This window comes from Salinimicrobium sediminilitoris (genome assembly GCF_020866905.1).
In the GTDB taxonomy this organism is placed as follows: Bacteria; Bacteroidota; Bacteroidia; order Flavobacteriales; family Flavobacteriaceae; genus Salinimicrobium; species Salinimicrobium sediminilitoris.
Genome location: NZ_JAIVCC010000013.1, coordinates 200,740 through 216,845, shown reverse-complemented (window position 1 = coordinate 216,845; position 16,106 = coordinate 200,740). Strand labels below are relative to the sequence as shown.

Below are 16,106 nucleotides of genomic sequence, written 5' to 3'. Positions count from 1 at the left end.
TCCGGTGAAAAAATGAAACATAAAAAAATACTTTACCTCGATATGGATGGCGTAGTGGCCGACTTTGAAAAAGCGATTGGAGCTCTCACTCCTGAAATTAAGAATTTTAAAGACTATCACGACCAGGAGGAACTTTCCAGGAGGATCGATGATACCTGTTATGCAAATCCCGATATCTACCACGATCTTCCTCCAATAGAGGGAGCTTTGGAAGCGGTGGAGGAGCTGGCCGGTCATTTTGATATTTTCTTTTTATCCACCGCCATGTGGAGCCTGCCCGAATCTTTTACCGGAAAAAGGATCTGGATAGAGGAACATTTTGGAGATCTGGGGAAAAAGCGACTGATTCTTAGTCACAGAAAAGACCTGCTGAAAGGGGATTTTCTTGTTGATGACCGCACGCACAATGGCGCAGGCGAATTCGAGGGGGAGCACATTCATTTTGGCACCGGCAGATTTCCGGATTGGGAAGTCACAAAGAAATATCTAATGGAACAGGCAGGGGAGTGATTACGTAACAATTATTATTTTCAGCGCGGACCCGGTATTGCCGGTAAAATTTGATTTGCACCTCTTGCTCAAATTTGAGTGCTCAACCTCTTCATGTGTAATTTAACTCTCTTGTTTATTAGTAAGTTGGCAAAAAGCCGACTTTAGCTAGACAAAGAGAAATTCCGGTCATGAAGAAATTGATTATATTAGCTTATGACAATAAAGGATAGCATACAAGCTAAAATGGTTGACTTTACCACATTATGTAAATTGTATAATGTGAAGAATCTTTATGCCTTTGGATCTGCTACCACAGAAAGATTCGACGAAACCTCCAGTGACATAGATCTACTTATCGAAATAGAAGAAAATGATCCTTTAGAAAGAGGAGAAAAACTTTTAGCAATTTGGGATAAATTAGAAGAATTTTTTCAAAGAAAAGTTGATCTATTGACCGACTCTTCTCTTAAAAATCCTGTGCTCAGGAAAAATATTGAGGCTACAAAAATTCTAATCTATGACGGAAAAAGGCAAGAAGTATCTCTCTGACATACTAATGGCTATTGACTTAATAGAAAATTTTATAGCTGACACACCAGATTTCATCTCCTACGAGGCAGACTTAAAAACACAAAGCGCCATAGAGAGGCAATTGGCCATAATTGGTGAAGCTTTAAACAAATTAAAACAATCAGAATCTGATCTGTCTATCCGGCACGATAAACAGATTATTGGGATTAGAAACCGACTTGTTCACGCATATGACAGTATTGATAATGCTATTGTGTGGGTAATTGTAAAAAGGCGTTTACAAGAGCTCAAACTCGAAATAAAGCAATTATCATTTTAACTGAACATGGCCAGGTGCCAACAATATATCCTAAAAAACGCCCAAACCTGTGCCAAATCGAAACTCTGTCCTCGCCAGCTCCTGTTTTTATATGAGACGTTAAGCTTACCCCAATTGAAATGATTTTACTCTGAATAGTAACTAAATTTCAGGTGGAATCTTAAGTTTATTAAAATGTACCGGTGCATTTTATACTTCTTTTTTTGCAGCATTAGCTGTTATAGCCAGTTCTATACGGGAGTTGCCATAGATCCTAATAAAGCTTTTGGGATCATTGATAATCCAAGGACCGAAGAAGATCACCGCGGGCTTCATTTCGATATCGAAGCGGGATTAATTGAAAATGAGTTTGCATTTTACGTCCTCTTCGGAAAATTTCAGCAGGCAAATTACCAAAAACTGGCATTCGGAACCGACTACTTTTTTCTAAAGGATGACAGGATCGAAATGGGAGTAGGAATCAGTGTTTCCAACATCTGGAAAAAACAGGGGGATAATTCAGAAACCAAAACCTATTTTGGCTGGCTTGGACGCCTTACCGGGATCTTCTGGATCAATCCAAAACTTGGACTGGTGGGACATTTTCAATATCAGAGTCGACCCGACCTGGAAGTAACAGGTATTGTGGAAGGAAAAATTGGCCTGAGGTATTTTTTTAGAAACTGATCTTTTCCTCTGTTCCTTTTCTCTTAAACTCCTTGCAGCTGCAGGCTAAAGCTTTAAAGAAGTTTTGAGTATCAATCCCGCATTTGGTTAATCATAAATTCGGGTTCCATCCATTCCGAATAAGAACCATCGGCATGAACTTTCCTGAATTTGCAGTAATGTCCGTCAAAACTGTACTCATAAAGCACTGTTCCTTTGCTCTTCAAAACTCCTTCCTGGGGCGTTTTTTTAATTTTCACCTTCCAGCTTTGGCGGGTGCCGGGCATGTTGAACAACAGGTATTCGGGGTAGGTCCCGGTCCTCTCGAATTCTCGCATGCCGCCCTGTACGTGTGTGACGTCTAATGTCATTAATCTATTTTAATTTAACCCGTCCTCCTTTAGTGTGGCCAGAAAAGATCGGGAAATTTTCAGGTTTTTCCAATGCCGGTACAGCCGGGAAAAAGCAGTTCGGTAGAAGAGGGTTTAAAAATGTCATTTTTGGAAGGGCTTATTGTCATTACCTTTAACAAGGCATTATTACACTTCCAGGCCTATTCTATTTATCTTTAATCGAGTAAAATAGAAGAATTATGTCTGAAGAAAAAATGCTGAAAACAGTCAATCCCGCGACGGGTAAGTCAATAAAGGAGTATAAAATGATGACAACAGATGAGATGAATTCTGCTGTCACTTCATGCCACGAAGCATTCCTGGAATGGAAGAATAAGCCGGCTGAGGAAAGGGCCAAAATCATTTCAAATATTGGTAAAAAACTGGATGATCATAAGCAGGAGCTTGCCGAACTCATGACTCAGGAAATGGGAAAACTTGTAAAACAGGGTATTCAGGAGGTGGAACTCTGTTCCGGTATTTGTGATTATACTGCAGAAAATGGTCCTCTAAGCCTCCAGGATGAAGAGCGGGATTTGCCTGAAGGTGGAAAAGGTTACATTACTTATTCTCCTCTTGGAGTGATCTACGGAATCCAGCCCTGGAATTTCCCTGCATATCAGGTAGTCCGTTATTCCATTGCAAGTTTAATGGCCGGTAACGGGATACTTTTAAAACATTCTGAAGGAGTGACCGGAAGCGCCCTTCTTCTTGAAAAGATCTACCTGGAAGCAGGTTTGCCGGAAAATCTATTTAAAGTTTTATTGATCTCCCATGACCAAAGTGATGCTGTTATTGAACATAAGCTGGTACGTGGTGTAACTCTCACAGGAAGTCCGGCTGCCGGAAGGATCATCGGGAAAAAGGCCGGAGAAAATCTTAAAAAATCAGTACTGGAACTTGGAAGTAATGATGCCTATCTTGTGCTGGAGGATGCCGATCTGGAATTAGCCGTAAAAACCTGTGTTATGGGGAGGATCTATAATAATGGGGAAACCTGCGTGGCCGCAAAAAGATTTATTGTAGTAGAAAAGGTGTATGACCAATTCAAAAAAGCCTTTGTAGAGCAAATGTCCCAGGTTAAAGCAGGGGACCCTTCAAAGGATGAAAGTGATATTGGTCCCATGGCCCGCAAAGATCTGCGGGAGGAATTACATGAACAGGTGGAAGAAAGTGTGAAGAAAGGGGCTAAAGTATTGTGTGGAGGAAAAATTCCCGATGGCGATGGTTTCTTTTATCCGGCAACTGTGCTGGATAACCTTGAGCCGGGAATGCCTGCCTATGACGATGAGTTATTTGGTCCCGTAGCCTCTTTAATAAAAGCTAAAGATGCCGATGATGCCATGCGTATAGCCAATAGCAGTAGATTTGGTCTTGGTGGCGGAATCTTTTCTAAAGATGAAGAGAAGGCAAGAGAACTTGCCAAATATCACTTTGATACGGGAATGGTGTTTATTAACTCCTTTGGGCTTGCTAAACCCAGTATGCCGTTTGGAGGTGTAAAAGATTCAGGATTCGGGCGGGAACATGGAGGTTTTGGGCTACATGAGTTCGTGAATGTGAAAGCGATTATGTTGGCATAATAATAATCAGTGTTGTCCGGGGAAAGAGCCAGGATCGCTTCGCTGCAAGAACCAGGAGCCAAGACTAATATATAAGTAACTGATCCTTAGTGGTGGCTGATGAAAATAACAATAAACCTAAGTACTTCTAAAAACCGGAATTTAAAAGTTCCGGTTTTTTATGGCTGTAAATTATAAAGTCAATAAAGTTTTGAAAAACCTGGTATGGTTTATCAGGGACCAAATAACCTACGCTGGTTTTATTTTACTTCATACAGAGTAGTAACTAAAACTCCTTCAAAACCGGGAGATCGAACTGATAATAACTGTTTCTCTTTCCTGGCTTTAAAATTAAATGGTGGTGCGGAAAGCCTTACGCCACTTTGTTTTTTCAGCCTGATTCCCTGTCCCGAGATAATATCTTTGTTGGGTTCAAAATCTTCTTCCGGGAGATGCTCGGTTAAAATAACATATTTAAAAGCATATAGTTTTTCTAACACACTTTTAATTTCCGCATTCGATAAATGCTGCAAAACCTGTCTTAGCACTGCGCAATCCCCCGAAGGCAATTCATCTTTTGCGATATCCAAAACCCGGAATTCCAGATGCTCTGCCCTGAATTCGGTTTGATTATGTGCGATAAGCTCCGGAACTATGTCCAGGGCGATATACTTCCCGGTGTACTTTACCAGTTCTTTACCAATATTAAAATCCCCGCAACCCAGATCGCAGACTACCGGCGGAGCTGCAAAACCTTTTAAAAAAGCGGATACTACAGCTATGTATGGATCCACAGTTTCAGGATGATGGGAGCCTAAACCGGAGTAGAATTCAGATTCACCAGCACCCCATAAATTGTTTTCATAGATCTGCACCATGGCGTCTTTGGTGGGCCAGGGCTTCTTTATTTTTTTATTTTTTGACATTAAAAAGATAAAATGGGTTTGTACTGCAGGAGAGAGTTACGAGGATTAGAAGGTAAAGCGGCAATGGCCTTCTTTTGGGTTTCAGATTTTTCATGAGATGTTAAACATTTTTACCGTGCTGAAAGTTGAGGGTTTTCTACCGGTTTCAGTCTCCTGCTTTTAATTTTTCTTACTACATAAACATTTTCAATATTATCAACCTTCTATTACCAAAGGGGTACGCACAGGAATCTTTACTGTTGCTGAAATTCGAATTTGTAATGCGACTAATATTCTTTAAAACCGGGCCCTTATAGGGAATTGCACTAAGGCTTTTTATGTCATAATTCTGATCAAAACATTTTTCGAGATCTTTAATTTCATCAACCTATTCTATTTTTACCCTGACCCCTTTTGTGTGGCCGGAAAATTCCGGGGCATACATGCTTTCAATCGTGGTGATACCATTTGAAAATTTCCCTGCATTGTTTGCCCTCACCGTATATTCCAGGACATAGGTTCCTTTGCGCAGAAGATCAAAAAAGAAATGGGTGGCAGCGTCACGGGTGCTTTCGTAGTAGGCGGTGCCATCCTGATATTTGTATTCACTCAGCACATTAGTGGGTTCAAAACCACTGGCGCGCATGTCTTTTAAATGAATGAATTCCATATCGGCAGTGCTGCGCACTACGAGCCTTACCGTCACCAGGTCTCCCAGCTGCAGCATGGTTTCGGGAGTGATCTGTTGTAAGGTGTTGCCGTTTTCCCCGGCAACATTAAGATAGAGTTCCTTTTCGATATTCAGCGGACTAGTACCGTGATCTTTTATTTTATCCAGGTCTTCAAAATATTGCCAGTAAGCGCCCCCGTATCCTGCGGTGGAATTATTGTTTTCTACAGTGATCGTGCTAAAATCCTTTGTGATCTCATTGGCCTTCCAAACCAGTTTTCGATATCCGGTGCCGGCTTCTTTTTCGGTTGCTGAAAGTTTTTCCTTTGTAACAGGTTCTCCTCCAATTTTAAGCAGGGTTTGGTCATCTGTCTGCAGCCAGTCATTCCCTTGCATCAGCAGGGCATAAGTGGCCTCCGTAGTGGCTTTAGTGGTGGGCCAGTGATTGGTTCGCTTGTTCTGCAAAAGCCAGATCTTTAACTCTTCCACTATTTCTTCCTCTCCAAGTTCGCTGAAGCCTTCAATAAGCAGCGCCTGAGTCTCTACCGGCGCACGATACCAGTACCAGCCAGAAACATTTTCTTTCCAGTACATTCCGTAATCTTCAGATTTTACTGCTCTTTCCTGCAGCGATTTTGCGATTTTTTCGGCAAATTCGGTCTCCCCGGTTCGTGAAAAGATGAGTATCAATAAACCTTTGTTGTATAGATCTTTGTCCAACCAGGTTTCCTTATTGGCTGCAATGGCTTTTGTCATCAACTCTTTGATCTCTTCGGAAGGCGGAAATTCTTTCAGGTAATAGCTGCGGGTGTATAGATAATGCAACAGGTAATGGCTGTGGTAAAATTGTTCCTGCTTATAACTGTCCTTAAGTTGAACCAGGATTTCCCTGTCAAGGTAATCGATCGCCTTTTCTGTCATTTCTGAATCTTGAAGTTCAATCCCTAGACGGTCCAGATGGCCAAGGCCTGCCACAATATGCCGTGTGATGAAAGGACTGGCCCTGCCACCGGAAAACCAGGGCCAGGCACCCGAAGATTGTTGCATCTGTTCCAGTCTTAATAACATTTCCTCCTGTTCCTTTTGCAATCTTTCGGGCTCAAAAAGTTGGGCGAGCAGTTGCTTTTGAGCGCTTTCTGAAGCTGCATCTCTAATCCACGGCGTTTCCGCAAGAATAAGGTCCTTCAATTCTTCCTTTTTTTCAAGGTCGCTCACCAGCGAAGAATCTTTTTGCCAGGCTTCAAAAACCTGCCTGATCTTTGGCTGGGAATTCATGATCTTTCCGGCAACCGAATTGGCATAGAGGCGGGCAAAGGTCTGTTCGGAGCACTCATGTTCGAACTCGATGAGGTATGGCAGACTCTGGAGGGCATACCAGGCGGGATTCGAACTGTATTCTAAAGTGTATTTGTGATGCTCCAAAGTTTCTGATTCATTCTCCTGAAAATTCTTAAAAATGTAAGTTTCTGTTTCCCCGGCTCTCACGAAGAATGGAAGGCTTTCTTTTACCAGCATTCTGTTGGAAAGCACCGGGAGGAAATTCTCTTCTCCATCTGAGAAATCCCCTGCTTTTGCAACAATGCGATAAGTTACTGCCTGTATTCCTTCCGGAATAGTGAGATCCCACGAAACATTGGTATTTCCTGATGCAGCAATATTAAAGTTCTTCAGCTTGTTAAGATTCGCCAGCAGGCTGTCGATAGGTTTCATGGTAAGGGCATCGTACAGTTCCAGCATTGCGGTTCCCGTCATTGCTTCCGGAGAAAGATTGGAAATTTTAGCTTTGAATACTATGGTATCGGTTTCCCGAAGAAAACGTGGAGGATTCGGAATCACACTGAGTTCCTTTTGGGTGCGGACCGTATTCTCGTAGCTGCCGGTGGTCCAGTTAGCAGTGTGAGCAAGCAAACGGAATTTCCACTGGGTAAGGGCTTCGGGCGAAGTAAAACTGAATTCCAGTTTGCCGTCTTTCCCCAACTGCAGGTGCGGATAGAAAAAAGCGGTCTCATCCAGATCTTTTCGGACAGTAATATTTTGCAGTTCCTGCATGCCTTTTTTGGTACTGATGATAACGGCTCCATTCGCGGCCCGGGCGCCGTAAATTGCCATGGCCTCTTCGGCCTTCAATACTTTTATGGAAAGTATCTCGTCTGTAGGCGCCTCGTAATCTGTCACGATTTTACCGTCCACGATGTACAGCATTTCGGGATCACCCGAAATGGAAGAAGCACCTCTTATCTTGATCGTATTACTGGAAGTTACATTGACTCCTGCTGCCTTTGCCTGCAGGGACATGGCAACTTCGGCCTCTTCAGCCACTTCTGCTTCCTCGTCGTTTGCATAAGCTACCACAACTTCTTCCAGCATAGCAGAATCGGCCGTCAGCGTCACATAGATCTCCCTATCTTTATTGATAAGTACTCTTTCCAGAAGAAACCCGACGTAAGAGAAAACCAGCTGGTCTCCCTTTTGGGTGTCTAAGGCAAACTGCCCGTCAAAATCTGTAGTGGTGCCGGTAGTGGTGCCGTCGATAACTACATTGACCCCCGGCAGGGGTAAACCTGCTTCGTCTGTGACTTTTCCCCGGGTGTTGCCAACCAGGTCCCCGGAGGCTTTGTCTTTATTTTTATTTCTTAAATAGTTCCTGTATTGGTAAGAGTCAGGATTGGACATCATAAACCCGAAAAGGTGGAGCCGGTCGAATTTTCTTGGCTGCGGACGGTACCTCCAGGGCGAAGGGAACCTGTTGTAGAGCATAGAGGTCTCCTCAATATTGGGTAATCTGTACGATGGGTAGGATTGGTAGGTATTGGAAAATTGAGTCGCGGTTTGCCATTTTTGAGTGGTGAACTGGTCCAGGGACATGTCGTACATGGAAGCCAGCACTTCAGCTTCCGGTGCCTCATGAGCGGCATTTTCGATCTTAAAACTCCAGGTTTCTTCTATGCCGGGTTGCAATTTGCTGCGGAAAGTTTGTGTGCTGATCTTTAAAAAATCCTCAGTTTTTGGCAACCGAACCCGCTGAGTTTCATTAAAAGCAGAATTGTTCTTTACGCCCGTGATCTGTACCTCCAGCTCTTCGGAAGTTATCTCCTTAAGCGGAATTTCCAGGAATTTATTTCCGTTGAGCCGAATGTATTCTGTATAAACCGGCCGGTCCTCGTTATAGACGCCTATGTGCAATTGCAGATCGTCATAACCGGTTTGCAGGAGCAGCTTTAATAGTTTCTCTTTTTCGAGATCTTTGGTGATCACAGCAGCAGTAAAGCGTTGGTTGTCGGGAAGAATTCTGTCTGCGGGATCGTTCACCTCAAAGGTCCTTTTACTCGTGGCTAGATTGCCGCTACTTTCGGCTTCTACCATGGCGAGGTATTTCCCTGTTTTCCAGGCGGCCGGTATTAAGATTTCAGGTTCATAGCTGCCGTCGGATTCAAAATTTGCTTCAAAGACCAATTTTGCCCTGGGCCAATCTATAGGTTCGGGAATATATTCATAGGGTTCTTCAGGAAAAAGTTCTTTAAACTCCTCTTCAGGAATCGTCTGAATTTCGGGCGCCGGCCACAACCTGTCGCGTAGCAACCTGTCCGGGCCGCGCAGCTTATAGATCTTCAGCGAGCCGGAAACCGGCACCGGATGATCATTAAGATTGGTTGCCAGGATCTTTGGTTGCAGGCTATCGCCTCTGCGGATACTTTCAGCAAGATCCAGCTTCAGCAATAAATTCTTTTTCCCGATCTTCAGGCTGGTCGTGCCTGTACGGGCTTCTCCGGAAACATCGGTGAATGTTGCCTCAATGCTGTACTCGTAGATGAGTTCCGGCTTTTGTTGATCGCCCAATGCTATTTCCGCAGGGAAAGCAAGGGTGAAATTACCTTTATTATCAGTGTTAATGGTGTCAGATTTAATGGTGACGACGTCGCCACGATCATAATACCACCAGCGGTAGACCACCTCCCGCCGGTTCACTGTATAGGCTACCCGCACATTGCTCACGGGAGCACCCATAAAAGCGCGGGCATTTCCTTTAATACTAACGCTGTCCCCAAAGCTGAAGCTACGGTTTATAGTATCAAAAGCCACTTCAAAAGTGGGGCGCTTATACTCCTCGACACTAAAATAATGCTCGTTATACATATAAGTGTCCCCGTCCAGGATCTCCTCCCAAAAAGGGGTTTCTGCTTCGGTGTCTTCTTCGGTATGAATGCTGAACTTACCGGTGATACCAGATTGGGGTAATAAAAACTCCCCATTAAAAGAACCGAATTTGTTGGTCTTTAACCTCAAGGTTGCGACCTCTTCAGAATTCGGGTCTTCTACATATACTTCTACAAATTCATTGGGGACAGTTTTGGTCTTTCCGTCTTTATGGCTCAGTAAGATTCCCTTAAAATGTACTTTTTGACCGGGGCGGTAAATGGCACGATCCAGGTACAGCAGGGTCTTGGCCATGAGAGGACGTTCTTCCTGGTTCCCCCCTCTGTAGTAACCTTCCCAAAAACGGGAAATTAAGGTGTCTCCCGCTTTGGATGCCTGCAGGTAGTCGAGGTCCATACGGTTAAAGCTATTTTTTATTAAAACCTCCCCGTTTTCACCGGTGATCTTTTCCCTCACAATTTTTTCTTTAGCCACCCAGTCAAGGTGCACTTCTTCTTCGGGAAGGCCGGTAGTACGATCCAGGGCCCGGTATATATTTATAGTTTTAAATGCGGTTTGGGAAAGGGTAAGATTCGTGACCCTCAAAAAGCCGAAACTAAAACCTTTTTTTCCGAAGCTGTTCTGCCCCGAAATGGTCAGCATATAAGTCCCTGCTTCCAGTGGGGGAATTAGCGCCTCGGTGGAGTGGGAGTTAAAATCTTCTGCCCGGGGCAGGAGGAGGGATTTACTCAAAACGGCAGTGCGTTTTTCCATCATCACCTGTATATCATCAACCATGTTATACCATCTGTCCTGTACGGGAAAATCGGCCGGTATTTTAAATAATTTCATTTGTACCGAATCAATGCTTTTATAGGAAAGTCGCATCCTGCCGGTATTCCCGGGCACCAGGTAATCGGGGATCTGAACATCGAGATCAACCGATTTAATAGCACTGATCAGCGAAAACGCCTTCTGTTCCATTTCTGTACCGGGAAATTCCTTAATGATCTTTTCGCCCAGTTCCACTGCTTTTTTATTGAAGTCGGGATGCAAAATATTACCCTCTTCCCCGGTTAATTTCGCACGTTCAAAATAGGCAAGGGCGCGTGTATACAGTAGCAGGGCTGTAGCCGGAGTGTTTTCATACTGTTGCGAAAGCCTGTCCAGGGCCTGCATGTATTTTTCCCATTTTTGGGTGTGTGAGTTTACATAATCCAGCCGTTGGAGCTGTGCATATACCAGCGCGGTGGGATCCTTGTCTTCGGAATGCAGGTCTTCAAGATCTTGCATGATCTTCAGCACATATACTTCGGAAGTTTGCTGTGCCTCCTTCGGAAATTTCAGCTGCAGGAACTGCGCGGTAGATCCCAATAATTCTGAAGCGTCAAAAAGGTATTCCGCAGCCGGATTTACATCCGGGAAATTTGAAGAATCGGTAAAAAAATCCAAAGCCCTGTGGGCCAGAAGATCGTAGAGGGAAGGCTTATATTTTCTGTTGAGCGGTTCCTGCTGCAGTAATTCGGCAATTTTTTCCACCGGGGTGTTGATGAGTTGCTGTCTGTTTTGCAGAGAGGCTTCATAACTGCTCCTAATGCTGTCCTGCAATGTTGCTTCGCTCCAGGTGGCGAGATCCAGGGCGTCAGGATTATCCACCTCCTTCCGTCTTTTGATCCTCCAGCGGTGCTGCCGGAAGTACTGCTGCAGGAATTCGGCCTTGTAGCTCATTAGCACATTCCGGTAGGGTCGGGGCAGCCGGGATAGGGTTTGATTGAGATCCTTCAGAATGAATTGATCTGAATTTTCGTGGTTGACCTGGTGAAATTTGTACTGAAAGATCTTTGCTTTGATAAGCTGTTCAAAATCCTTCTTTTTCATGGCAGTTTTGAGAATACCTGAAACCACTTCATTAGCCGACTCTATTCGACCCTGCAGCTCCAGGGAATCTACTGTTTTCCATTGTTGGGAATTCTGTGAAAAGGAGAGGGTAGTGCACAGAAAAGCAACCGCTAAAAATAATTTTTTCATACGGGGGATTTGATGCTGCGCCGGTAGGGAAGACGTAGTAGATGATGAAGATACTAATTTTTAAAAAACCAGGAAGATTTGCATATAGGTTCTAAAAAGTTGATTCTATGAAATAATTTTCAGAAACCAAAAACCAAAAACCAAAAACTAATCCCCAATTAACCAATCTCTATTTCACCAACTATATTCCTATTTAATTGTATAATTGTCTTATGATAAAAGCAGTAATTATTGATGATGAGATCAATGCCCAGGAGCTACTGGAGAAAACCCTTAACAGGTACTTTCCAAACAGGTTCAATATTGTAGGGAAATGCAATTCGGTGGATTCCGGGGTGCTTGCCATCAGGGAACATCAGCCCGAACTGGTTTTTTTAGATATTCAAATGCCAGAGAAAAATGGGTTTGAATTGTTCAAATATTTTGAGACCATAAATTTCGAAGTCATCTTTACCACTGCCTATAATCAATTTGCCATTAAAGCAATTAAGCGAAGTGCACTGGATTATTTATTGAAGCCCATAAACCATCTGGATCTATCTGAAGCTGTAAAAAAGTTTGAGCGCAGGAACCAGGGGAGCTTCGCCCAAAAGAAATTGTCTTTATTGCTTGAGAACCTGAATGTAAATGATCAAAATGTAAGCAAGATCGCTTTTCCCACGCTGGAAGGATTTGAACTCATTCATGCAAACCAGATCTTATATTGCAAAGCTGAAAGTAATTACTGCTGCATTAAAAAAATTGACGGCTGCAGTAAAACAGCCACCAAGACCTTAAAATATGTGGAAGAAATACTGCCGGACACATCTTTTATAAGGATACATAAGACCTACGTCATAAACCTGAATTATGTGGTGAGGTACCATAAGGCAAATAAGGAAGTGGAGTTGACCAATGGAGAAAAACTTCCTGTTTCACATAGAAAAGAAGAAGAATTTATCAATGCCATCCTGCAAAATCACTAAACCTTTACTTCTCCTGTTTTTGTGGGTCAACATTGCGTTTTCCCAAAACTTTCCCGGTAAAAATTATACTGCAGCCAACGAATTGCCTAACAATGCCGTGAGGTCTTTGTTGGTTGACAGCAATAATATTCTGTGGATTGGTACTGAGAACGGAGTGGTGAAAAAGGAGAATGATATTTTCACCTATTTTTTTGAAGAGGACGGCCTGGCATTAAACAGCTGTTGGGCCATTGCAGAAGACAGGAATAAAAAATTGTGGTTTGGAAGCTACGGGGAAGGGGTGAGCATCTATGACGGCTTCAAATTCAGGGTAGTTTCAGAAGAAGACGGCTTGGTTCACAATGAAATCACCACCCTCTTTCCCCATGGGAAACATATGTACGTGGGAACCAGTGACGGTGTTTCAATAATAGACATTAATACTTTTAATGTACTTCCCTTAGATACCCCTCCCGTTGACGAGCTGTTTAGGATCACTGGTTTCTTCGAGCATGAAAAGCAAATCTACGTTGCCACCTATAACTCCGGGTTATATAAAATTCAGACTAAGAATAATAGAACCAATCTGCTGAAGGTAAATGATCACACTTTCATTTATTCGGTATTTGTTGATAAAGACAGCATTTACAGCAGTAACAAAGAATTCTTTACCAAAAGCAGTGTGGCTGAATATGTGAGCGAAAAGGATCGTGAATTCAATGAAAAACTCGGGTTTTCAATTTTGTGGGATCATGTGAAGACCCGCGACGACAGGATCTTTGCCGCAGGCTGGGGAATATATGATGCCAATGGAGGGATCTATGAAATAGTCAATGATGAATTGATCTCAAAGGCTTCAGAATTTAATGTTTTAAGCAATAAAGTTATTTCCCTGGCTTATGATGCAAGGTTTGAAAAATTATACATAGGAACTAAAGATGCCGGACTTTATGAGATCAATTTGAATCCTCAAATAAAGATCAATTCGATCCACGGGAAAAACATTCTTGGATTTGCCGAAACCGAAAACACCTCTGCAGTATTACTGAACGACGCGCTCATTTTAAAAAATTCCGGGAATGAACTTAGCATTACTTTAAGCCGGCTTAAAAAATGGCAGGAGGAATATGTCTTAAATACCAAAATACCCTTACCAAAACATCGGGATCACTTTTATGAACTGGATTATACCACCAAGGCGGAGGACATCAGTTTTAATGACCTTAAGGTATTTCAGAATATTTACTGGTTAAACACTAATGTTGGAATATTTGCAATAAATGATTCCGGGGAATTGCGGCGCTATTTACCGGTGCATTCCGAAGAGATCAATTTTACGGAAGCCGGTAATCTTCTTGAAACAAATCCTTATGGCGGCGTAAGACTTTACAATGATCTGGACGCTTTTAAATACACCTATTTTACACCCGAAGATCCCAAAACGCCAACCATGGTGGTCAATAGTTTGCAACAGGGGAATAAAACCTATTTTCTTTCTGTTTTCTCAGGACTTTATGTGTGGGAAAACAATGGGTTTAAGTCTTATCTGGATACTGGGATCTGGAAAGAAAAAAAATTAAAACACATTACCCCTTTAGAAAATAATATTGCTGTTTCCAATGAGTTTGGGGATGTATTTATAGTCAATGATGAAGCTGAATTTAAAGTTCTTAAGAAGATCCCACGGGCAAAAATCCAGGGGAACTCCATTTCTTTTCTGAAGCAATACCGTGGGAATTTAATCATTGGGACAGAAAAGGGGTTGACGCTTTATAAGAACGACCGCTTTATATTCCTGGATGAAGAACAAGGACTAAAACAGCCGTTATTGAGTGCCGATGTAGACCACCACAAATTATCTATTGGCAGCGAAAATGGGTTTTATAGTATAGATCTCGAGGTGGTAAGTAATTCCGAAGCATTGGTAGATGAAGTAAAACTGAAAGAAGTTTTTATCAATAACGATAAAACTCCTTCGGAAGAATTTATCAATAAGGAGGAATTGGAGTTGCCGCACAATGAGAATACCCTCTTGCTTAAATTAAGCACCAACGCACATCCTTATCCGCATAAATTGACTTATCAATACAGGTTGAACAAAGATGACAGGTGGAGTCTTCCTTCCCCTAAACCTGAAATATTCCTGCCTTTTTTACCTGCAAAAAATTATGATGTCGCGGTAAAAGTGCTTGATAAAAGTACAGGTTTAAGTCATACCCAGTCGCTTTTACACCTGGCCATACTTCCGCCATTCTGGAAAACCTGGTGGTTTGGATTAGCGGTCACGAGCCTGATATTTATATTGGTTTACAGTGTTTATAGGCTACAAATAAGGCAAACCCGGAATTTTGAGGTACAAAAAGGATTGATCCAGAAGCGCTTTGAAGAAACCAAAATGGAAGCTTTACTGGCGCAAATGAATCCGCATTTTATTTTTAATGCCATGAATTCCATTCAAAACTATATCATGGACAGGGATATAGACAATGCCAGTAGTTTTTTAAACGACTTCGCAAAATTAATAAGGCTAAACCTGGATCACTGTACCAAACCGAGAATTCTGTTGATCGAAGAAATTGAGTATCTGCAATCCTACATTCGGGTGGAAAATACGAGGTTCAATAACCGGATCAAGGTGATATTTGATGTAGATCCTTTAGTTGATGTTTACGATGTAGAAATTCCCACGATGCTATTACAGACCTTTGTGGAAAACGTTTTTGTTCATGCTTTTCCGCCGGGGATCACAGATCCGACGTTAAAAATTTCCTTTAAGCGCCTTTCTGAAAACCTCTTACAGTGCAAAATTGAAGATAACGGAATTGGTTATGCTACTAACCGGGCTAATAAACTGCACAAATCAAAGGGGATCACCCTGGTGAAAGAGCGTTTATCCCTGCTTGGCTATGATGTCGAAAAAGCAGTGCAGGTGAATTGCCAAAGAGATAAAGGTACTACCGTCACGCTCAGACTGCAGGTTTGACGTTCCCTGTTTCCCGTTCCCCGTTTCCCGTTCCCTGTTTTCCGTTTTCCGTTTTCCGTTGCCCCAAATCCTGAATCCCGGATAAAGGAATCAAAATTGAACGATAACTTTTAAAATCCGCACGTTTACTAAATCGGTACCTCCTGCACCTAAATAACATCTAAATTTGCGGAAAATTAATGATGTTACAGTTGTAACTGTCTATTTAGAAATTGCTCCCGGTTAAAACATTTATGTAGGGTAACGTGTTTTTCTGGGGGCATTTTTTAATGTATAAGGTTTATTGTCTATGGATTAATGTTCAATTCCCGAACGGGGGATTTCCGAATCTACGGATCATTAATTAACCATTTCCCGATTAACCATTCGACTTTTTGACCATCAAGATTTTTATCAGTTAAAGCTAAAAGGTATATTCCGGGGTAATTTCCATCTTCTAAGAAGCGGTTTCCAGTTCTTATTTAAAATTTCGTGAATTTTCTCTTTCATAAATTATTCGTC

General features: G+C 42.4%; 10 protein-coding genes. 7 read left to right on the top strand and 3 right to left on the bottom strand.

Translation table 11 applies throughout. The annotated features are described in order from the left end of the window. Window positions 1-12: 12 nt before the first annotated feature. From LA313_RS12250 to LA313_RS12235, 4 genes are all read left to right on the top strand, one after another. Complete coding sequence (locus tag LA313_RS12250) at window positions 13-510, top strand: 5' nucleotidase, NT5C type (RefSeq protein ID WP_228915385.1); 498 nt, start codon at window positions 13-15, stop codon at window positions 508-510. Between the two features lie 195 nt (window positions 511-705). Continuing rightward, window positions 706-1,041 (top strand): nucleotidyltransferase family protein, encoded by a 336-nt coding sequence (locus LA313_RS12245; protein WP_333473558.1) that lies wholly within the window; start codon window positions 706-708, stop codon window positions 1,039-1,041. Beyond that, window positions 1,010-1,342 (top strand): HepT-like ribonuclease domain-containing protein, encoded by a 333-nt coding sequence (locus LA313_RS12240; RefSeq protein WP_228915375.1) that lies wholly within the window; start codon window positions 1,010-1,012, stop codon window positions 1,340-1,342. The genes LA313_RS12245 and LA313_RS12240 overlap by 32 nt, the downstream gene beginning before the upstream one ends. A gap of 174 nt (window positions 1,343-1,516) precedes the next feature. Then, a complete protein-coding gene (locus LA313_RS12235; RefSeq protein ID WP_228915374.1) occupies window positions 1,517-2,008 on the top strand; it encodes a hypothetical protein in 492 nt (163 codons plus the stop codon). Window positions 2,009-2,079: 71 nt separating this feature from the next. On the opposite strand, the gene LA313_RS12230 is transcribed toward LA313_RS12235, so the two are convergent. Continuing rightward, window positions 2,080-2,358, bottom strand: a complete 279-nt coding sequence (locus LA313_RS12230; protein ID WP_228915372.1) for a hypothetical protein — start codon at window positions 2,356-2,358, stop codon at window positions 2,080-2,082. A 221-nt stretch (window positions 2,359-2,579) separates the two neighbouring features. On the opposite strand from LA313_RS12230, the gene LA313_RS12225 reads away from it, so the two are divergent. Continuing rightward, window positions 2,580-3,962: an NAD-dependent succinate-semialdehyde dehydrogenase gene (locus tag LA313_RS12225; RefSeq protein WP_228915370.1), complete on the top strand. Its 1,383-nt coding sequence runs from the start codon at window positions 2,580-2,582 to the stop codon at window positions 3,960-3,962. Between the two features lie 239 nt (window positions 3,963-4,201). On the opposite strand, the gene LA313_RS12220 is transcribed toward LA313_RS12225, so the two are convergent. Together LA313_RS12220 and LA313_RS12215 are read right to left on the bottom strand one after the other, a co-directional pair. Beyond that, window positions 4,202-4,867, bottom strand: a complete 666-nt coding sequence (locus tag LA313_RS12220) for a class I SAM-dependent methyltransferase (RefSeq protein WP_228915368.1) — start codon at window positions 4,865-4,867, stop codon at window positions 4,202-4,204. A 367-nt stretch (window positions 4,868-5,234) separates the two neighbouring features. Continuing rightward, the gene (locus LA313_RS12215; RefSeq protein WP_228915365.1) at window positions 5,235-11,678 is read right to left on the bottom strand and encodes an alpha-2-macroglobulin family protein; all 6,444 of its coding nucleotides are present in this window, start codon (window positions 11,676-11,678) and stop codon (window positions 5,235-5,237) included. A 212-nt stretch (window positions 11,679-11,890) separates the two neighbouring features. On the opposite strand from LA313_RS12215, the gene LA313_RS12210 reads away from it, so the two are divergent. Next, window positions 11,891-12,643: a LytR/AlgR family response regulator transcription factor gene (locus tag LA313_RS12210; protein WP_228915363.1), complete on the top strand. Its 753-nt coding sequence runs from the start codon at window positions 11,891-11,893 to the stop codon at window positions 12,641-12,643. Then, window positions 12,621-15,605: a sensor histidine kinase gene (locus LA313_RS12205; RefSeq protein WP_228915361.1), complete on the top strand. Its 2,985-nt coding sequence runs from the start codon at window positions 12,621-12,623 to the stop codon at window positions 15,603-15,605. Before LA313_RS12210 ends, LA313_RS12205 begins: the two co-directional genes overlap by 23 nt. Window positions 15,606-16,106: the final 501 nt, after the last annotated feature.